This window comes from Dactylosporangium sp. CS-033363 (assembly GCF_050942475.1).
Lineage (GTDB): Bacteria > Actinomycetota > Actinomycetes > Mycobacteriales > Micromonosporaceae > Dactylosporangium.
The window spans coordinates 2,419,580-2,437,859 of the sequence record NZ_CP192032.1 but is presented as its reverse complement, the minus strand read 5'-3'; the positions used below and the strand labels follow the sequence as shown (position 1 = coordinate 2,437,859).

The window sequence follows — 18,280 nt, the reverse complement described above, 5'->3', positions numbered from 1 at the left end:
TCAAGGCGTTCCTGGCGCCGCGCTAAGGATCGGTTAAGAGCTCCACCGTGACCCGCGAGCCGGCGATGCGCAGCCGCCCGCCGGTGGACTCCGCGGTGCGCCGGGCGATGTCGAGGCCGAGCCCGGTCGAGCCGCCGCCGCTCACGCCCCGCTCCCCCGCCGCCGGGTCGAAGCCGGGCCCGTCGTCGGAGACGGCGAGCTCGACCCGGCCGGGCGCGGCGGTCAGCGCGACGGCGAACCCGGTGCCCTCCTCGGTGTGCGCGAACACGTTGCCCAGCAGCGCGTCGACGGCCGCGGCGAGGTCGGCCGCGGCCACCGCGACGGGCAGCGGGCCGGGCGCGAGGTCGAGGCGCGCGGCGCGACCCTGGTCCTCGGCGAGCACCGACCAGAACGCGACCCGCTCGGCCACCACGGCGGCGGCGTCGCACGCGGGCGCGTCCCGCTCGCGGCGGGCGTCCTCGATGACGGCGGTGAGCGCCCGGTCCAGCGCGCCGACGTGCTCGAGCATCCGCGCCGCCTCGCCCGGGTCGGCCAGCCCCTCGGCGTCCAGCCGCAGCGCGGTCATCGGGGTGCGCATGCGGTGCGACAGGTCGGCGGCGGCCTCGCGCTCCTGGCGCAGCAGGTCCCGGATGCGCCCGGCGAGCCGGTTGAGCGCGGCGGCGACGAGCCGGACCTCCGGCGGGCCGTCCCCGGCGGGCGCACGGCGGTCGAGGTCGCCTCCGGAGAGCCCCTCGGAAACCGCCGCCAGGGTACGGATCGGGCGCACCACCGCCACCGCCAGCCGATCGGCCACGGCCAGGCCGAGCAGCAGCAGCGCGACCCCGACGGCGGCGAGCAGGAGCCAGGCGCGGGTGACGCCCCGGCGCAGGTCCCGTTCGGGCACGAACGACCGGACGACCGCCGTCCCGCCGGGCAGGCCCTGCACCGCCACCAGCACCTCGCGGCCGTCGGCGTGGGCGACGCTGAAACTGCCCCGCTGGGCGGCGAGCCGGGCGGCGGGCGTGGCGGCGATCTGCGCGCCCAGGACGGTACCGTCGGGAAGGAAGACCGTGACCGGGTGCGCGGCGTCCACATTGGCCTGTTCGACGGTGAGCCGCAGCGCGCCGGGGTCGGCGGTGGCCACGAGCGCGCCGAGGGACTGCGCCTGGATGCGCGCCGCGGCGACCGCGCGGTCCTCGGCGGCCGTGCGCAGCAGCAGCGCCAGCGGCACCAGGAAGGCGACGAGGACCAGCGCCATGGCCGCCGCCACGAGCAGCGCGAGCCGGCGCCTCACGCCAGGCCGAACTTCACGCCGACCCGCCGCACGGTGTGGATGCGCCGCGGCTCCTGGGCCGTCTCCCCGAGCTTGCGCCGCAGCCACGACAGGTGCACGTCGACGGTCTTGTCGGCCGCCGTGTACGGCACCTGCCACACCTCGGTGAGCAGTTCGCGCTTGGACACCACGGCGCCGGCCCGGCCCACGAGGTAGTGCAGCAGGTCGTACTCCCGCGGCGTGAGCTCCAGCGCCACCCCGTCCAGCGTCGCGGTGCGGGCCCGCGGGTCGATCCGCACCCCGTCCGCCTCGACGACCGGGTTCTGCTCGACAACGGGCACGGCCGTGCGGCGCAGGACGGCCCGGATCCGCGCGTCGATCTGTTCGGCCCCGTACGGTTTCACCACGTAGTCGTCGGCCCCGGCGTCCAGCGCCCGCACCATCTCGCCCTCGGTGCGCCGCGCGGTGACCACGATGACCGGCACCTGGCTGACCGCGCGCAGCATCCGCAGCGCCTCCCGCCCGTCGAGATCGGGCAGCCCGAGGTCGAGCAGGACCACGTCGGGCGCCTCGGCCACGGCGAGCCTGAGCCCGTCGAGGGCGCTGGCCGCCGGTACCACCACGTGCCCCCGCCCCGCGAGCGCCTTGAGGATCCCGGTGCGGATCGTCGCGTCGTCCTCCACGATCAGCACCTTGGCCATAGGCCGAGCTTAACCGCGCGTTAGCGTCGGACGGCGGACACTGGAGGCATGCGGATGCGCTGGCCCTTGGCGATCGCGGCGTGGCTGGCGGCCGCGGCGCTGGCGACGGCGGTCTCGATCGGCGCGGTGGGCCTGCTGAGCCGCGGCCTGTTCGGCCCGTCGGACGCGCCCCTGACCGAGGCCGACGTGGCGGCCGAGCCGGTGCCGACGCCGTCCACGTCCCCGGTGTCCCGGCCCCCCACGCCGCCCGCGCCGTCGCCGGACACCCGGGCGGCCCTGTCCACGGACGGCGGCACCATCGTCGCGTCGTGCGCGAACGGCCAGGCGTTCCTGGAGTCGTGGATCCCCCGGTCCGGCTTCGAGGCCGACCACGTCCAGCGCGGCCCGGCGCCGGCGACGTCGCTGCGGTTCAAGGCCCGCTCCGGCGGCGGCCAGGTCCGGGCCCAGGTGACCTGCCCGGACGGCGCGCCGGTCCTGACCCTCGCCGGCGACGACTGACGTACCTTTCACGCGGTTTCCAGGGCCGCCCCGACCCGCGGGGCAAAAACCGTTATCGATCCGTCCGGCCGGCATCTCTCGTGGCGATCCCTCACGAAAGGACGGACGGTTCGATGCGCAAGCCCCTCGTGCTCGTGGTCGCCGCCGCGGGCCTGCTCACCACCGCGGTCGCGATCCGCCCCGCCGGCGCCGCCGCCACCCCGGTCGCCGGCGGCACGTACACCCTGGCCGCCGGCGCGTCCGGCAAGTGCCTCACCGTGTCGGGCACCGGCACGGCCAACGGCGACCCGCTGGTCCAGCTCGCCTGCGCGGGCCAGCAGTTCCGGGTCGTCGCCCAGAACGGCGCCTACGGCCTGATCGGCGTCGCGAGCGGCAAATGCGTCGACGTCCCGAACTCGTCCACGGCCGCCGGCACCCAGCTGTGGCAGTGGACGTGCGGGGCGAGCGCGAACCAGACGTGGCAGCTGACCGCCTCGTCCGCCGCCCCCGGCAAGTTCCTGGCGAAGTCGGCCGCGACCGGCCTGTGCATGAGCGACAAGGACGGTTCCACGGCCGGCAACAACCCGATCGTGCAAGAGAGTTGCGGCGACATCGCGCGCATGCAGTGGTCGTTCAACCAGGTCGCCGCGCCGCCGGCGGGACCGGCGGTGGCGTTTCCCGGCGCGGTCGGCTTCGGGGCGGCGGCGAGCGGCGGGCGGGGCGGCAGCGTGTACCACGTGACGAACCTCAACGACAGCGGCTCCGGCTCCTTCCGCGACGCGGTCAGCGCCTCGAACCGCATCGTGGTGTTCGACGTCGGCGGCTACATCGGCCTGTCCTCGGCCGTGTCGGTGAAGAGCAACCTGACCATCGCCGGGCAGACCGCGCCCGGCGGCGGGATCGGCATCATGGGCCGCGAGGTGTCGTTCGCGAACTCGAGCAACGTCATCGTGCGCAACGTGCGGTTCCGCCAGGGCGACCTCGACCCGGACGAGCAGAAGAGCGGGCTGAACTTCTACAACGGCCGCACGCTCATCTTCGACCACGTGTCGATCGAGTTCGCGCAGTGGAACAACATCGACTCGGTCGGGGCCACGAACATCACCGTGCAGTACTCCATCGACGCCGATCCGATCGGCCAGCAGTTCGCCGCGCACACCGAGACCGGCCCGTACACCTGGTACAACAACCTCTTCGCCAACGCGCACAACCGGTGCCCGCTCGCGAAGGCGAACACGCAGTACATCAACAACGTGGTGTACGACTACCAGGCCGGGTACACGGCCGGGAACTCCAGCGGCCACTTCACGCACGACGTGATCGGCAACTACTTCATCACCGGGCCGCGCACGACGAACGCGAGCAACGCGTACTACCAGATGGGCAACCAGGCGGTCTACAACGCGGGCAACGTCATCGACAGCAACCGCGACGGCGTGCTGAACGGCTCGGCGCTCGGCCTCGGCGGCGGCGCGACCGCGCTGTCGAGCCCGTGGTCGGCGACGACGGGCGCAATCCCGGCCACCACCGCCGCGGCCGCGTACGCCAACGTCGTGGCCAACGCCGGCGCGCTGCCCCGCGACCAGGTCGACACGCTCGTCGTCCGGGACGTGCAGTCGCTGGGCAAGGCGGGCGACCTGTGGGCCCACCAGACGAGCACGGGGCTGGCCAACAACGGCTACGGCACGCTCGCGGGCGGCACCGCGCCCGCCGACACCGACCGCGACGGCATGCCCGACGCGTGGGAGCGCGCGCACGGGCTCGACCCGGGCAACGCGAGCGACGCGTCCGGCGACTTCGACCACACCGGGTACACCAACGTGGAGAAGTACCTCAACGGTCTGCTCGACGGGACTTATCACTAGGAATTGAGGGAGTCCCGCGCCGGGCTGGTGCAAGTCCGGCGCGGGACGCTACCCTCGTTGACGATGGCTACCGAGCTGACCAGATTGGGGGTCCCGTCCGCGCAAGGTGACTGCTGATGCAGGAGCACCTCGCGAACGGAGAGACCCGGCTTCACGTGTGGCGGCTGGTGCGGGCGTTCGCCGTACCCCCGCCGATGATCGAAACGTCCACCGCCCGGCGCACCGCCGGAGACTGGGCCGGAGCCTGTGCGGCCGCCCACGTCGACGTGGACCTCAACCTGCGCCGCCTGGCCCGGCAGCGGGGTCCCGACCTCGCCGCGCGGGTCCGCGCCGACCTGCGCCACCTCGCCCCTGACCTGCTGCGCTGGCACCTGCCGCGGATCGGCCCGGACGGGCTGCTGCGGCCGGGGCTGACCGTCGCGCTGGCCCGGTACGAGGGCGCCGACCTGACCCTCGTCGCGCGGACGCCGCCGGCGTGGGCGGCCGGCGGGCAGCGGTTCAGCCTGACCCTGCGGGACGGCGGGACCGGCGGCCGGCACCCGGACCGGTACTTCCGCCTCGACCTGCACCGGCACCTGTGGGACGCCCGGCGCAGCGGCGAGCTGCGCGAGCGGGCGGCCGGGAACTGGGCGGACGAGGCGCGACAGGTGTTCCCGGACGCGCCGACGGTGCAGGTCAGGGCGGGTGCGCGCCGGCTGCTGCTGGACGTGCGCGCGGGGGCGGCGCGGGCGGGGCGCGGCCGGGACACCCGGCTGCCGCTGCTCCCGCACGCCTCGACCTGGCCGGCCCCCGACCTCGAGCTGCTCGCGGCGGGCCTGATCGAGCCCGGCGACCTGCACCCGCTCGTCGCCGCGGCGCTGGCGCCCGGGCACGCGTGGACGCGGGCGCCGGTGCGGCCGGGCGAGGCGCGGATCGTGGACTGCCGCGGCACCCCGCACCGCATCGGCCTCGTCGGCGGCGTGCTGTGCGCGCTCGACCACGACCCGGCCCAGCTGCACCGCGAGGAGCTGCTCGCGGCGCTCGGCGGGCCGCCGCTGCCCTGCCTGCGCGCGATCGACAAGGCCCACCGGCACCCGGAGGACCTCGACGACGTCCGCGCGCGGCTCGACCACGGCGACGCGGCCGGTGCGCTGGCCGCCGTGGAGAACCTGCTCGGCCCGGACGCGCTGCTGCGCGCCGGCGCCCTGCGCGAAGCCTTGGAAACCGCGGCCGAGCGCCGCATCCGGCACGGACTGTTCCGGGCCGGCCTGAACCCCCGAAGGTGATGCCGAATGACCACCTTGGACACCGCCACCGATCTGCTGAAGCTGTTGTCCGACACCGACACCGAGCACCGCGAGGACGTGCAGCTGGAGGCGCTGACGCTGGCCGTCGCGGCGGACCTGCCCGTGCTGCTGTGGGGCGAGCCCGGCATCGGCAAGACCGCCGCCCTCAACCAGCTCGCGGCCGCCCTCGAACTGCCGTTGACGACCGTGATCGCGAGCGTGCACGAGCCCTCCGACTTCTCCGGCCTTCCGGTGGTGGGCGAGGATCCGGCGGTACAAGGGGTGCCCATGGCTCCTCCCGACTGGGCCGTGCGACTGGTGCGCGCCGGGCACGGGCTGCTGTTCCTCGACGAGTTGTCGACCGCGCCGCCCGCCGTGCAGGCCGCCCTGCTGCGCGTGGTCCTCGAACGGCGGATCGGGGCGCTCACCCTGCCGCCGGGCGTGCGGATCGTGGCCGCGGCGAACCCGCGCTCGTCCGCGGCCGACGGCTGGGAACTCAGCGCGCCGCTCGCGAACCGGTTCGTGCACCTGCAGTGGGCGTTCGAGCACGACGTCGTCGTCCGCGGCCTCGGCGGCGTCTGGCCCCGCGCGCAGCTGCCGGAGCTCGACGCGGACCGGCTCCCCGAGGCGGTCGCCTACGCGCGGCGGGCGGTGTGCGCGCTGCTCGCGGCCCGCCCCCGGCTCGTGCACCAGCTGCCGTCGACCGAGGCCCGCCGCGGCGGCGCGTGGCCGTCCCCGCGCACCTGGGACATGGCCCTGCGCCTCCTCGCGTTCGCCACCGCCGCCGGCACGTCCCGCGAGGTGCTGTCCCTGCTCGTCCGCGGGGCGGTCGGCGACGGCCCGGGCCTGGAGCTGCTGGCGAGCCTCGACCGCCTCGATCTGCCCGACCCCGAGGAGCTTCTGAACAATACCGCCGCGGTTGTACTGCCTGATCGTGGCGACCTGCGCCAGGCCGTCCTCGACGCCGTCGTCGACGCGGTCCGGCACCGCCGCACGCGGGAGCGCTGGGACGCGGCGTGGGCCGTGCTCGCCGCCGCCCTGGACACCGGCGCGCCCGACCTCGTGGTGGTGCCGGCCCAGACCCTCGCCGCACTGCGCGAGGAGGCGTGGGAGCTGCCCGCCTCCATCGAACGCCTCGCCGGTGTCGTGGCCGTCTCCCTGGCGGCCGCCCGCTGATGGACTCCGAGAAGCTGTACTCGGCGCGCCTGTTCGCCACCCGCGCCCGCCCGTACCTCGCGAGCGCCCTGTTCGCGCTGCACCCCGTCGAGTCGCGACTGGTGCCGACGATGGGCGTGGACCGGTACTGGCGCTGCTACGTGAATCCGGCCTTCGTCGACGCCACTCCCCTCGAAGAGCTCGCCGCGGTCTGGGTGCACGAGGTCTCGCACCTCCTGCGCGACCACCACGGCCGCGGCGACCGCCTCGCCATCCGCGAGGGCCTCGACGGCCCGGGCGAGCGGCTGCGGATGAACATCGCCGCCGACTGCGAGATCAACGACGACGCGTTCGGCGACGGCCTGCCGACCCCCGGGGGCGCGATGCACCCGTCCGTGCTCGGCCTCGGGGGCGGGCAGCTCATGGAGGAGTATCTGCCGCAGTTCCGCCTCGGCCCGCACCTGCACGACCACGTGTGGCTGGACTGCGGCAGCGGCGCCGACGGCCTGCCCCGCCCGTGGGACCTCGGCCCGGACGGCGCCGCCGGCCTCACCCCGCAGGAGCGCGACGCCGTACGGTTCCGGGTCACCCAGGCCATCCGCAGCAGGCCCGGCACCGCCCCAGCGGGCTGGGCGCGCTGGGCCGACGCGGCCTTTCACCCACCACAGCCGTGGCGCCAGCTCCTCGGCGCGGCGGTGCGCAGCGCGGCGTCGGCGGGCGGGTCGGGCGACGACTACACGTACGGCCGCCCGGCCCGCCGCGGCGCCGCCCTGCCCGGCGTCATCCTGCCGAGCCTGCGCCGCCGGCCGCCCCAGGTCACCGTCGTCATCGACACCTCGGCCTCGGTGAGCGACGCCGAGCTGGGCGCGGCGCTGCTCGAGGTGGCGGCGATCGGCCACGCGGTCGGCGGCCGCCGCGACCTGGTGCGGGTCATCTCCTGCGACGCGGCCGCGCACGTGATCGTCCCCCTCTGCCGGGGCGAGGGGATCCCGCTGCTGGGCGGCGGCGGGACGGACCTGCGGGAGGGTTTCGAGCGGGCCCTGCGCCGCAATCCGCGGCCGGACGTCGTGGTGGCCTTGACGGACGGGCAGACCCCGTGGCCGTCGCGGCGCCCGCCGTGCCGGACGGTTGTCGGATTGTTCCCGCGGGACCAGCCGTCGTGGGACGAGGACGACCCGGACTACGAACCGGACCGCCCACCGGACTGGGCGAAGGTCGTCACCATCGGCTGAGCGTTGCCGTCATTTGTCCCCGGCCGCGGTCGTCTCCTTCGGGTGGCCGTTACGGTCGTTGGCATGCGCGTGTTGACCTGGAATCTGTGGTGGCGGTTCGGTGACTGGCGGGCGCGGCAGGACGCGATCCTGTCCGTGCTGCGGACGGAGCGGCCGGACGTGTGCGGGCTGCAGGAGGTGTGGGCCGAGCCGGACCGCAACCAGGCGGCGGTGCTGGCGGCGGAGCTGGACATGCACTGGGCATGGTCCCCGTCGCCGGCGGCCCACCTCTGGCAGCGCCGCACCGGCGAGCACTCCGTCGGCGCGGGCAACGCGGTCCTGAGCCGGTGGCCGATCGGCGGTTCGGCCATCGCGTCCCTGCCCGGCGGCGACGGCCGCACCGTCCTGCACGCGCGCATCGACGCCCCTTCGGGGCCGGTGCCCTTCTTCACCACCCACCTGCACTCGCCGCCGGCCGGGTCGGCGGTGCGGGTCGAGCAGGTCGCGGCGATGGCCCGCTTCGTCGCCCAGCACACCGGCCCGGAACACCCGGCGGTGGTGACCGGCGACTGCAACGCCGAACCGGACTCGGACGAGCTGCGCCTGCTCGGCGGCCGCCTGACCGCCCCGGCCGCGGACGGCCAGGTCCTCGTCGACGCGTGGCGCTTCACTTCCGGCGACGATCCCGGGTACACGTGGGATGTGCGCAACCCGCACACTCGCGCGTTCGGGCTGCCCTCTTCGCGCATCGACTATGTGCTGGTGGGGTTGCCGCGCGCTGCCCGCGGTACCGTCAAACGGGCTTATGTCTCTGGAAACGTGCCCGTCGACGGCGTCTGGCCCTCCGACCACGCCGCCGTTCTCGCCGACCTCAAGGACTGATTTTTTTGTAGTCGCGGCCCTTCGGGTCACGGGCTGAGCGCATTGTTTCGTTGGCGCCGCGTCACGGGCTGAGTGCATCGCGGACGGCGGCGGCCGGGGCGGTGAGCGAACCGTGCACGAGATCGGTGCGGTGGACCAGGCGGGGCTCGGTGATCGGGACGCCGCGCAGGGCCGGGGTGAGGGCGGTGGCCGGCAGCAGCGCCAGCCCGGCGCCGGCCGCGATCAGACCCAAGCACAACGCCGCATCGGTACCGGGGTATGCCATCCCGCCCCGGAAGCCCTCGGCCCGCGCGAGGTTGCGCAACTGCTCCAGGGGCGTGGCGACCTGCGGCGCGTCGAGCCATACCGCGTCGGCGAGGTCGGCCAGGCGCAGCCCGCGGCGGGTCGCCAGGGGGTGCCCGGCCGGCAGCGCCACCACGGCCGGCCGCTCGGCGACGACCACAGTGGACAGCTGCCCCGCGTCCGGCAGCGGCAGCGGATCGCTGGGCGCGGTCACCCCGTCGACCAGCCCGAGGTCCAGCTCCCCGACGGCCACCCCGGTCGCGACCGCGTCCCGCCCGGCGACGCGCAGCGTGAACGTGACCCTCGGCATCGCCCGCTGCACACCGACCAGCGCGGCCGTGTCCACTCCGGACAGTGGCGTCGCCCCCAGCACCACCGCGGCGGGCGGCGGCCCCGACAACCGCGCAACGTCCGCGCGGGCGGCGGCCAGGCGCAGCAGAATCGGCCCCGTGTGCTCCAGCAGCCGCGCCCCCGCGTCGGTGAGCCCGACCGGCCGCCGCCGCAACAGCACCGCGCCGACCTCCTGCTCGAGCGCCGCGATCTGCTGCGAAACCGCCGACTGCGTGTAGCCGAGCTCGTCTGCGGCCGCCGAGAACGATCCGAGCCGCGCCACGGCCGCGAAGGTCCGCAGCAGGTGAGGGTCCATGAGATTAGTGTTCCTTATGCCGGTACCGTAAACAGTCGTTGGACTTATCACACCCGCTCAAGCACGCTTTGATGCATGACGACGACCCGAACCGCCCGCGTCGCGCTCGTCGGCGACCGGTCCGAACACGTTCGCTCACACACACGCATCCCAGCGCTCATCGAGGTCCTGCGCGAGCAGCACGGCCTGGCCCTGGACGCGTACTGGATCCCGTCCGAGGAAGCCGCCGACCCCGGCCTGTCCGGGTTCGACGGCATCTGGCTGGTGCCGGGCTCGCCGTACCGATCGGAGGCGGGCGCCCTGGCCGCCGTCCGCACCGCCCGCGAGCACGGCATCGCGTTCCTGGGCACCTGCGGCGGCTTCCAGCACCTGATGCTGGAGATCGCCCGCGACGTGGCGGGCCTGCCGGACGCCGCCCACGCCGAGAACGACCCGACCGGCGCCGACCCGCTCATCGTCCCCCTGGCCTGCTCCCTCGTCGGCCGCGAGGGCGCCGTCAACCTGCGCCGCGGCACCCTGGCCGAACGCATCTTCGGCGTGGAACGCTCAATCGAGCGCTACCACTGCGCCTACGGCCTGGACCGCACCTACCTGCCCACCTTGGAGTCCCACGGCCTCCGCTTCACCGGCCACGACGACGACGGCGAAGTACGCGTGGCCGAACTGGACGGCCACCCCTTCATGCTCGGCACCCTGTTCCAACCCGAACTCGCCGGCGACGGCACGCGGGTCCACCCGGTCATCCGCGCCTTCGCCGAGGCCGCGGTGTCAGTGGCCTCGCGCGCTATTCCAGCAGCGTAGCGTCGCGCAGGATCAGGGGACTCCACTTCGCCGCGCCGTGCTTGCCGTGCCGCGGATCGACGGCGACGAAGCGAGCCCCACCGGCCCGGGTGAACGTGTGCCGCGCCTGCCAGTCCACTGTGGATCGATCGCGGATGTGCTCGCGGCAGCGCCACGTGTTCTGGTTGAAGTCGACGATCGACGAGTGCCCGTGCACCTGGGAGAACGGCATCGGCGGCCCGGTCTCCTCGAGCCATCCCGGATACAACTTCGTGGCCGCCTCCGTCCACAACGGACCATCATCGGCCCACAGCAGCGGCTCCGGCCGCGTGTTGAGCAACGCGGCGGCGGTACCCGCGGTGACCGGCTCCCCCAGCTCCCCCCAACCCCGCCGGCTCAACCCGGCGTGGGTGACGAGCAGTTCCTCACCCTCGCCGGTACGCACAGCCGCCGCCACCCGCAACCGATCCCGCAACCACCAGTTCCGCAACCGATCCGCGTCACCGTCGGGGAGGCGCTCGGGCCAGAACGGTTCGAGCGCCTCCCCGACGTACTGCGCGTCGTGGTTGCCCACCAACTGCACCCACCGCCCACCCGCGAGCCGATCGCCCACATAGGACAGCACCCCGGAACTGTCCGGCCCGCGATCGACAAGGTCCCCCACTTGCACAATCACGGCGGCCGGGTCGTCGAGCGCATCGACGGCCGCGGCGAGCTGCTCCAGGCACCCGCCCACGTCCCCGATGATCGCCACCGTCGCCATGGCCGCGACCATAGCGCGCATTCGTGAACACCCGGCCGCCGCCGGCATGCGGGGTGGGTTCAGCGGCGGCGGAGGCTCCAGTGGAAGCTGCCCTCGCACACGAGCCGGCCGGATTCGTCGCGTACCTCGGCGGCGGTGGTCACTCGAGCACTCTTGGCCGTCCCGTTGAACACCGCGGCGGCCGATGCCCGTTCCGCCTCGGCGAGGTGGCAGGAGGCGGTCAGGCGGCCGCGGGCCGGGGCGAGGAAGCGGAGGTCGGCGGCGGCTCCGAGCGGTACGACACCCTCGAAGCCGGCCGGGTCGGACACGGCGGCGATGAGTGCGGCCAGGCCCGCCGCGTCGATCAGGGTGATCAGGCCGCTGGAGTGCAGGGAGCCGATCACGTTGGTGAGCGCTTCGGGCACCTCGGCGGCGACCTCGGCCGAGCCGTCGGCGGCGCGCAGGACCTCCAGGCCCAGCGTGAGGTGCGCGGGGATGGGGGCGAGCAGGCGGCGGGCCAGTTCGGTCGCGTCCATGTCCGGAGGGTAGCGCCGTCGGCCGGCGGCCGAGAGCTGCTTCACTTCGCCTTGGGGACGTTCGCCAGGGCGGCGCGGCCGATGGTGAACACCCGGACCTGTTCACTTCGCCTTGGGGACGTTCGCCAGGGCGGCGCGGCCGATGCGGGCCATGATCTCGTCGAGTTCGAGGGCGTTGAAGCGGTCGTGGTTGTACCCGTGGAACGTCAGCGTGATGTATGTGTCCTGGTCCAGGCACCACAGTGCGGCGTCGGCGTTCTCGCCGGAGGGGTCGACCTTGTGCCCGGCGTACCCGCGCTGGCCACATTCCACCGGCAGCCGCGACAGGCCGGCGGTTGGAGCGCCCTCGAACTTCGTCGGCGCGGCGGTGCTCACCTCGACGTACAGGCGCAGACGCGAACCGGTCGGCTCCGGACTGCGCGAATCGTGCGCGAACGTGAAGTCGCAGACGCCCGTGTTGCCCTTCTCCGCCTTCTCGAGCGCCCCACCGAGATCGGTGCCGAACGCGTCCTTGCCCAGCAGCGCGCAGGGGTCCTTCGGCTGCCGATGCGAAAGATCCGTCGGGAGTACGTCCGGCAGGCCCGTCTGCACGATGTACGCCGCCACGCTCCCGCCGATCACGCACAACGCGAGCAGCCCGCCGACGATCGCCACGAGCACCCCGGTCCGCGGCCGAAACGGCGCCGGCGCGGCCGGTGGCTGGTACCCCACCGCCGGCTGCTGCCCCATCCCGGGCGGCGCCGGCGGCATACCGGCCGGCGGGAACTGCGAGCCGGGCATCCCGGGCATCCCGGGCTGCCCGGGCGACGGATACGGCGACCCCGGAACCCCGGGCTGACCGGCCGGCGGGAACTGCGAGCCCGGCACCGCGGGCTGACCGGCCGGCGGAAACGGCGTCCCCGGACCCGAGGGCGGCGCGAATGGCCCACCCGGAACCGCCGACTGCGCGAACGACGCACCCGGACCCGATGGCGGCGCGAACGCTGGTCCCGGACCCGATGGCGGCGCGAACTGCGCGCTCGGGTCGACTGGCTGCGCGAACTGCGCGTTCGGATCCGTGCGCGGGGCGAACTGCGCACTCGGGTCCATGGGCTGCGCGAACTGCGCGTTCGGATCGGTGCGCGGCGCGAAGTGCGCACTCGGATCCACCGGCTGCGCGAATGGCGCGCCCGGAGCCGCAGGCTGCTGCCCGGCCCCCGAGACCGGACTCTCCCCCGGCGGCGCGGATGCGGGCTCGGCGGACGGCGCGCCCGAGTACGGCCCCGGCGGCGGCTGCTGCGGGGAGTACGGCTGGTACGGGTCGGACTGCGGCGACGTCACGCCAGGAGTATGTCAGGCGGCCAGGCGACCGTCGCCCCGCCGAACGATCAGCCGGCCCGTCAGCCGTCGCCCCGCCGCACGATCAACCGCCCCGTCAGCCATCGCCGCGCCGGACGGTCAGCCGGACCGCCAGCCGTTGGAACCGTGGTCGACCGGTTTCGGAAACGCGGCCGCCACGAGCGCCAGCAGCGCCCGATCGCGCCCCGGCGGAGCGATCAGCGCAATTCCGGCCGGCGGATCGGCACCGGTGGGGATGGAAACGCTCGGCAACCCGTACGCACTGGCCGGAACCGAGCACCGCAGAATCGACCGCCGCCACGCGTCGCGGCCCTCCAGCCCCAGCTCACGAGCGTGCCCAGGGCCTCCCGCGGGCAGCACCAGCCACGCGTCATCGCCGAGCAGCGTGAGCAGTTCGGTTCGGCACTGCGCGAGGTACGCGCGCGCCGAAGCCTCCTCCTCCGCGCTCACATGCGAACCGAACCGAAAGCGCGCCTCGACCTCCGATGCCAGCGCGCGCGGATGCGCATCCACCCACGCACCGTGCAGCCGCCAGGCCTCGGCCGACTGCACCCGGCGGAACGCGAGCAGCAGCGGATCGGGATCGTCCCAGGTGGACAGCGTCCCCGGCACGACGGGCAGTCCAAAGGGTTCGGCCGATTCGACGGTACCGCCGACAGCCACCAACCGCCCCGGCCCCTCACTCGATCCCGGCGGCAGCAGCACGTCCCCGACCGCGGCGAGCGTCGGCGCGTCGCGGGTGATCCAGCCGACCGTGTCGAACGACGGCGCGAGCGGCATCACCCCGTCGACCGGCACCGCTCCGTGCGTCGGGCGCATGCCGAAAAGACCACAACACGACGCCGGTACGCGCACCGAGCCGCTCGTATCCGTGCCCAGTCCCACATCGGCATGCCCGGTCGCGACCGCCGAGGCCGGCCCACTGGACGAGCCGCCGGTCACCAGCCCGGGCGCGGCCGGATTGGGCGGCGCACCATAGTGGACGTTCGCCCCGGAGAGCGAGTACGCGAACTCGTCGGTCTGCGCGATGCCCTGCACCACCGCACCCGCCGCGCGCAGCCGCGCCAACGCCGGCGCGTCCTGGGCGGCGGGCAGCGCCTCGGCGAGCCAGGCCGGATTCCCGCCCCCGACGGCAAACCCCGTGATGGCGAAGAGATCCTTGACCGCGAGCCGCTTCCCGTCGAGCACTCCGCGCCCCGTCGCATGGGCCAGCGGCATGCCCTTGACCCGCCACACACTGGGGTCAGCTGTCACGATGAGCAGGGTACTGCCGATTCCCCTCCCCGCACCCCTCCCAAATCGGACCGGTTTGCCAACCCGCGTTCCCGCCCCGTTCACCCGCCCGCCGCCCTACCACCCCAGGCCGGCCCAGACCGACCCCGCCGATGCGCACACCGCGTAGCGCAGACCACCCAGCGCTGCGCACACCGCGAAGCGCAGACCACCCGTCGATGCACACACCGCGCAGCGCCGCGCACCGAGCGATGCGCGAAACGTGCAGCCAACCGAACGTCACACACGAACGCACAACGCCATCGGCACAAACGACCAACGGTGCGGTGCATCCGTCGCCTCCGCGAATCCGGAAGCGCGAATCCGGAAGCGTGCACATGCGCAGTCCGGCGATCGCCAAAAGCGCGTGTGGCACCGCACCGCACCGCACCGCACCGCACCGCACCGCACCGCACCGCACCGCACCGCACCGCACCGCACCGCACCGCACCGCACCGCGGCTGGCTTCCTAGGAACCTAGCTCAGGTGCCTCGGCCAGGGCCCGCAGCCGCTTGAGCAGCGCCATCTCGAGCTCCTCCGGCAGTTGGAAGAAGCCCGCCGACGTGTACAGGCGGTGATGCGCGTTTGCACGGTACGACAGCGGCATCGGTTGTTGTTTCTGCACGCGCACGGCGCCGATGATGTCCTCGTTGGGCACGGTGCCGGCCGGGTCGGGCGTGCGCGCGTCGAGGATGTAGAGCCAGCCGTCGCCGATCTCGGCCGCCTGGGCGCGCACAGCCGGCACGCCGAACACGTCGTCGCCGATCGTTTCGTGCAGGAAACGCACAAAGACGGGGTTCTCCTCGAAGTGGTCCGGCGGCATCCCGTCGAGGCCGGCCACCCCCAGCGCGAGCAGGCCGTAGACCGCCTCGGTGCACAGTCCGCGCTCGAACACCTCGTCCGGCGTGAGCGGCGACACGAGGTGCCGGATGCGCTCACCGAGCGTCACCTCATAGACAAAGGGCGCACGAACCATTCCCGCCACGGTACGGGAATATCGGCGCCCGATCCCGTGTTGACCTTGATCTGTGAGTGAACTTCCGCTTTCCGTACTCGATGTCGCACCCGTCGCCGTCAACGGCTCGACCGGGGAGGCGCTGCGGAACACCACCGAGCTCGCCCGGCGTGTCGAGGCGCTGGGGTACCGGCGGTTCTGGGTCGCCGAACATCACAACATGCCGGCCATCGCGAGCTCGTCGCCGGCAGTACTGCTGGCGCACCTCGCCGCAGCCACCACCACGATCCGCGTCGGCTCGGGCGGCGTCATGCTGCCCAATCACGCACCACTGGTCGTCGCCGAGCAGTTCGGCACGCTGGAGGCACTGCACCCGGGCCGCATCGACCTGGGCATCGGGCGGGCGCCGGGCACCGACCAGTACACCGCGCTGGCGCTCCGCCGCAGCATGGAGGGCCTCTCGGCGGAGAACTTCCCGGAGGAGCTGCAGGATCTGATCGCCTATTTCGAGGGCGGCACCCGGATCCTCGCCTCGCCGGGCAAGGGCTCCAAGCCCGACGTCTGGCTGCTCGGTTCGAGCGGTTTCAGTGCGCAGTTGGCCGGCCTTCTCGGGCTTCCGTTCGCATTCGCGCACCATTTCAGTTCACAGAACACGCTGCCTGCCCTCGCGTTGTACCGCCAGAACTTCCGCCCCTCGCAATGGCTCACCGAGCCGTACGCGATGGTCGCGGTGAGCGCGATCGCCGCCGAGACCGACGAGGAGGCGGAGTTCCTGTCGGGGCCGAGCGCGCTGTCGTTCCTGCGCCTGCGCTCGGGCCGCCCGGAGCCGCTGGCCACGCCGGAGGAGGCGGCGGCCTACCAGTACAGCGACCGCGAGCGCGAGTTCGTCCTCTCCCGGCGCGACGGCCAGGCCCTGGGCTCGCCGTCCACAGTGCGCCAGCAGCTCACCGACCTGCTCAAGGCGACACAGGCGGACGAGTTCATGCTGACCTGCATGGTGTACGACATCGACGCCCGCGCCCGCTCGTTCGAGCTCATTCGCAAGGAAGTCGCACCCGCGCTGACGAAATAGAGCGCTTTCGCACGCCCAGTTCGCCCATCGTCCACCGCGCGGCCACCGGCAGCTCCACCGGTGCGCCGCGCGGCATGCGCGATCGCGCAGGACGGGCCGGTGTCGTTGCACACCCCGCTGACCACCTCCCGCCGCACGGATGCGCACACCGCACAGACCACCTCCCGCGGCGCGGCATGCGCGCACCGCGCAGACCACCTCCCGCGGCGCGGCATGCGCACACCGCGCAGACCACCTCCGCCGCGCGGAATGCGCGCACCGCACTGACCACCTCCTGCGGCGCGCCATGCGCGATCGCGCAGGACGGGCCGGTGTCGTTGCACACCCCGCTGACCACCTCCCGCCGCACGGATGCGCACACCGCACAGACCACCTCCCGCGGCGCGGCATGCGCGCACCGCGCAGACCACCTCCCGCGGCGCGGCATGCGCACACCGCGCAGACCACCTCCGCCGCGCGGAATGCGCGCACCGCACTGACCACCTCCTGCGGCGCGCCATGCGCGATCGCGCAGGACGGGCCGGTGTCGTTGCACACCCCGCTGATCACCTCCGCCGCGCCGATGCGCACACCACGCTGACCACCCGCCGCGCAGATGCGCACACCACTCAGACCACCCCGCCGCGCGGATGCGCACACCGCACTGACCGCCACCCCTGCGCGGAACACGGCCACCGCACGGCCACCAGCACCTCGTCCACTGGCCGCGCGGAACGCCCGCACCGTGCCGGTCGTTCGGTGCAACGCACTTCCACGGAGTGCAACGCCAGTTCCACGATGTGCACCGCGCGACCGCGCAGCGGTTCTCCCGTTGCGGAATGTCCGGCTTTCCGGCCGTGACGAGTCCTGGAATACATCGACGGGCTTGGCCGGAGCCGGTAGCGTCACGCGATTGACGACGAGTCGCCGGATGGCGTGGGCCGCGAACTTCGGCGAAGATGGCGGGCGATCTTGCCGGTCGAGTGAGGTGGGGGCGTGTGAACAACAAGACCTGGGTGCGGCTTCGGCCTGTGGTCGAGGGCGATCTGGCCATGTTCCGCCGGTTCGCGACCGAGCCGGGGCTGGCCGGTCCGGCCTGGACCGGGTACCAGGAGCCGAACGGGCCGGCGCGGCGCTTCGCGCTCGACGGGTACCTCGGCGGCGAGGACGGCCGGCTCATGGTCGAGGCGGACGAGACCGCGGCCGGGTTCGTGCAGTGGTTCGCGATCGGGTCGGGCATGGCGCAGTACTGGGGAATCGGCATTGTGCTCTTGCCCGAGTGGCGCGGCCGCGGCGTCGGCTGGCGCGCGCAGACCCTGCTCTGTGACCACCTGTTCGCGGCCACGCCGACCCAGCGGATCGAGGCGCGGGTCCAGCCCGAGAACATCGCCGAGCAGAAGGCCCTGGAAAAGGTCGGCTTCCTGAGCGAGGGCATCCTCCGCTCGGCCGAGTTCCGCGAGGGCGCGTGGCGTGACGTCCTCGTGTACGGCAGGCTGCGCGGCGACCGGTGACCGTCTACAAGATCCTGCTCCCCGCCGAGTGGGCCGCGTTCGAGCAGGCCGGCTCGTTCGCGGGGTCGCCGCTGGACCTCGGCGACGGGTACGTGCACCTCTCGACCGTGCTCCAGGTCCACCGCACCGCGACGCGCTTCTTCGCCGGCGTCGCCGAACTCGTCGTGCTCTCGGTCGACGACGAGCAGCTGGGCGCGGCGCTCAAGTGGGAAACGAACGAGCACGGCACGTTTCCGCACCTCTACGCCCCGCTGCCGATGACCGCCGTGACCAAGGTCCGCCACATCACCGACGTCGCCGACCTGCAACAGCTGACCGACTGACGTTCGAGTGCGCTTCAACCCGCCGCGCGTGGGAAA

General features: G+C 73.6%; 18 protein-coding genes. 10 read left to right on the top strand and 8 right to left on the bottom strand.

Annotation, left to right across the window (positions count from 1 at the left end):
- Positions 1-22: 22 nt before the first annotated feature.
- Together ACQPZ4_RS11230 and ACQPZ4_RS11225 are read right to left on the bottom strand one after the other, a co-directional pair.
- Positions 23-1,273, bottom strand: a complete 1,251-nt coding sequence (locus ACQPZ4_RS11230; protein WP_433058655.1) for a sensor histidine kinase — start codon at positions 1,271-1,273, stop codon at positions 23-25.
- Positions 1,270-1,953, bottom strand: coding sequence for a response regulator transcription factor (locus ACQPZ4_RS11225; RefSeq protein WP_433058652.1), 684 nt, complete (start codon positions 1,951-1,953; stop codon positions 1,270-1,272). Before ACQPZ4_RS11225 ends, ACQPZ4_RS11230 begins: the two co-directional genes overlap by 4 nt.
- Positions 1,954-2,001: 48 nt before the next feature.
- Here ACQPZ4_RS11225 and ACQPZ4_RS11220 point away from each other — a divergent pair, with 48 nt between their 5' ends.
- The 6 genes from ACQPZ4_RS11220 (at position 2,002) to ACQPZ4_RS11195 (ending at position 8,808) form a co-directional block, all read left to right on the top strand.
- Complete coding sequence (locus tag ACQPZ4_RS11220) at positions 2,002-2,451, top strand: hypothetical protein (RefSeq protein WP_433058649.1); 450 nt, start codon at positions 2,002-2,004, stop codon at positions 2,449-2,451.
- Between the two features lie 113 nt (positions 2,452-2,564).
- A complete protein-coding gene (locus ACQPZ4_RS11215) occupies positions 2,565-4,295 on the top strand; it encodes an RICIN domain-containing protein (protein ID WP_433058646.1) in 1,731 nt (576 codons plus the stop codon).
- A gap of 116 nt (positions 4,296-4,411) precedes the next feature.
- Positions 4,412-5,560, top strand: a complete 1,149-nt coding sequence (locus tag ACQPZ4_RS11210) for a hypothetical protein (protein ID WP_433058643.1) — start codon at positions 4,412-4,414, stop codon at positions 5,558-5,560.
- A gap of 6 nt (positions 5,561-5,566) precedes the next feature.
- Positions 5,567-6,736 (top strand): AAA family ATPase, encoded by a 1,170-nt coding sequence (locus tag ACQPZ4_RS11205; RefSeq protein WP_433058640.1) that lies wholly within the window; start codon positions 5,567-5,569, stop codon positions 6,734-6,736.
- Positions 6,736-7,947, top strand: coding sequence for a vWA domain-containing protein (locus tag ACQPZ4_RS11200; protein ID WP_433058638.1), 1,212 nt, complete (start codon positions 6,736-6,738; stop codon positions 7,945-7,947). The genes ACQPZ4_RS11205 and ACQPZ4_RS11200 overlap by 1 nt, the downstream gene beginning before the upstream one ends.
- A 63-nt stretch (positions 7,948-8,010) precedes the next feature.
- Complete coding sequence (locus tag ACQPZ4_RS11195; protein WP_433058635.1) at positions 8,011-8,808, top strand: endonuclease/exonuclease/phosphatase family protein; 798 nt, start codon at positions 8,011-8,013, stop codon at positions 8,806-8,808.
- A 61-nt stretch (positions 8,809-8,869) separates the two neighbouring features.
- On the opposite strand, the gene ACQPZ4_RS11190 is transcribed toward ACQPZ4_RS11195, so the two are convergent.
- Positions 8,870-9,736, bottom strand: a complete 867-nt coding sequence (locus ACQPZ4_RS11190; protein ID WP_433058630.1) for a LysR family transcriptional regulator — start codon at positions 9,734-9,736, stop codon at positions 8,870-8,872.
- Positions 9,737-9,811: 75 nt separating this feature from the next.
- Here ACQPZ4_RS11190 and ACQPZ4_RS11185 point away from each other — a divergent pair, with 75 nt between their 5' ends.
- Positions 9,812-10,537, top strand: a complete 726-nt coding sequence (locus ACQPZ4_RS11185) for a CTP synthase C-terminal region-related (seleno)protein (protein WP_433058627.1) — start codon at positions 9,812-9,814, stop codon at positions 10,535-10,537.
- On the opposite strand, the gene ACQPZ4_RS11180 is transcribed toward ACQPZ4_RS11185, so the two are convergent.
- From ACQPZ4_RS11180 to ACQPZ4_RS11160, 5 genes are all read right to left on the bottom strand, one after another.
- Positions 10,521-11,279 (bottom strand): metallophosphoesterase, encoded by a 759-nt coding sequence (locus tag ACQPZ4_RS11180; RefSeq protein ID WP_433058625.1) that lies wholly within the window; start codon positions 11,277-11,279, stop codon positions 10,521-10,523. The genes ACQPZ4_RS11185 and ACQPZ4_RS11180 overlap by 17 nt on opposite strands.
- A gap of 59 nt (positions 11,280-11,338) precedes the next feature.
- Positions 11,339-11,794 carry a PaaI family thioesterase gene (locus ACQPZ4_RS11175; RefSeq protein WP_433058622.1) on the bottom strand — a complete coding sequence of 152 codons (456 nt, stop codon included), beginning with the start codon at positions 11,792-11,794 and terminating at the stop codon, positions 11,339-11,341.
- Positions 11,795-11,896: 102 nt separating this feature from the next.
- Positions 11,897-13,114, bottom strand: coding sequence for a hypothetical protein (locus ACQPZ4_RS11170; RefSeq protein WP_433058620.1), 1,218 nt, complete (start codon positions 13,112-13,114; stop codon positions 11,897-11,899).
- Positions 13,115-13,231: 117 nt separating this feature from the next.
- A complete protein-coding gene (locus tag ACQPZ4_RS11165; protein WP_433058617.1) occupies positions 13,232-14,386 on the bottom strand; it encodes an amidase family protein in 1,155 nt (384 codons plus the stop codon).
- A 487-nt stretch (positions 14,387-14,873) separates the two neighbouring features.
- Positions 14,874-15,380 (bottom strand): hypothetical protein, encoded by a 507-nt coding sequence (locus ACQPZ4_RS11160; RefSeq protein ID WP_433058614.1) that lies wholly within the window; start codon positions 15,378-15,380, stop codon positions 14,874-14,876.
- Between the two features lie 52 nt (positions 15,381-15,432).
- On the opposite strand from ACQPZ4_RS11160, the gene ACQPZ4_RS11155 reads away from it, so the two are divergent.
- From ACQPZ4_RS11155 to ACQPZ4_RS11145, 3 genes are all read left to right on the top strand, one after another.
- Positions 15,433-16,431 (top strand): LLM class flavin-dependent oxidoreductase, encoded by a 999-nt coding sequence (locus ACQPZ4_RS11155; protein ID WP_433058611.1) that lies wholly within the window; start codon positions 15,433-15,435, stop codon positions 16,429-16,431.
- Positions 16,432-17,408: 977 nt separating this feature from the next.
- Complete coding sequence (locus tag ACQPZ4_RS11150; RefSeq protein ID WP_433058608.1) at positions 17,409-17,921, top strand: GNAT family N-acetyltransferase; 513 nt, start codon at positions 17,409-17,411, stop codon at positions 17,919-17,921.
- A complete protein-coding gene (locus tag ACQPZ4_RS11145) occupies positions 17,918-18,244 on the top strand; it encodes a DUF952 domain-containing protein (protein ID WP_433058606.1) in 327 nt (108 codons plus the stop codon). The genes ACQPZ4_RS11150 and ACQPZ4_RS11145 overlap by 4 nt, the downstream gene beginning before the upstream one ends.
- Positions 18,245-18,280 lie beyond the last annotated feature (36 nt).

What these genes read in the sequence shown, in the direction of transcription:
- ACQPZ4_RS11200 (WP_433058638.1), top strand. Translation starts at nt 6,736, where the DNA reads ATGGACTCCGAGAAGCTGTACTCGGCGCGCCTGTTCGCCACCCGCGCC.
- ACQPZ4_RS11180 (WP_433058625.1), bottom strand. Translation starts at nt 11,279, where the DNA reads ATGGCGACGGTGGCGATCATCGGGGACGTGGGCGGGTGCCTGGAGCAG.
- ACQPZ4_RS11220 (WP_433058649.1), top strand. Translation starts at nt 2,002, where the DNA reads ATGCGGATGCGCTGGCCCTTGGCGATCGCGGCGTGGCTGGCGGCCGCG.
- ACQPZ4_RS11215 (WP_433058646.1), top strand. Translation starts at nt 2,565, where the DNA reads ATGCGCAAGCCCCTCGTGCTCGTGGTCGCCGCCGCGGGCCTGCTCACC.
- ACQPZ4_RS11225 (WP_433058652.1), bottom strand. Translation starts at nt 1,953, where the DNA reads ATGGCCAAGGTGCTGATCGTGGAGGACGACGCGACGATCCGCACCGGG.
- ACQPZ4_RS11175 (WP_433058622.1), bottom strand. Translation starts at nt 11,794, where the DNA reads ATGGACGCGACCGAACTGGCCCGCCGCCTGCTCGCCCCCATCCCCGCG.
- ACQPZ4_RS11210 (WP_433058643.1), top strand. Translation starts at nt 4,412, where the DNA reads ATGCAGGAGCACCTCGCGAACGGAGAGACCCGGCTTCACGTGTGGCGG.
- ACQPZ4_RS11195 (WP_433058635.1), top strand. Translation starts at nt 8,011, where the DNA reads ATGCGCGTGTTGACCTGGAATCTGTGGTGGCGGTTCGGTGACTGGCGG.
- ACQPZ4_RS11185 (WP_433058627.1), top strand. Translation starts at nt 9,812, where the DNA reads ATGACGACGACCCGAACCGCCCGCGTCGCGCTCGTCGGCGACCGGTCC.
- ACQPZ4_RS11160 (WP_433058614.1), bottom strand. Translation starts at nt 15,380, where the DNA reads ATGGTTCGTGCGCCCTTTGTCTATGAGGTGACGCTCGGTGAGCGCATC.
- ACQPZ4_RS11190 (WP_433058630.1), bottom strand. Translation starts at nt 9,736, where the DNA reads ATGGACCCTCACCTGCTGCGGACCTTCGCGGCCGTGGCGCGGCTCGGA.
- ACQPZ4_RS11205 (WP_433058640.1), top strand. Translation starts at nt 5,567, where the DNA reads ATGACCACCTTGGACACCGCCACCGATCTGCTGAAGCTGTTGTCCGAC.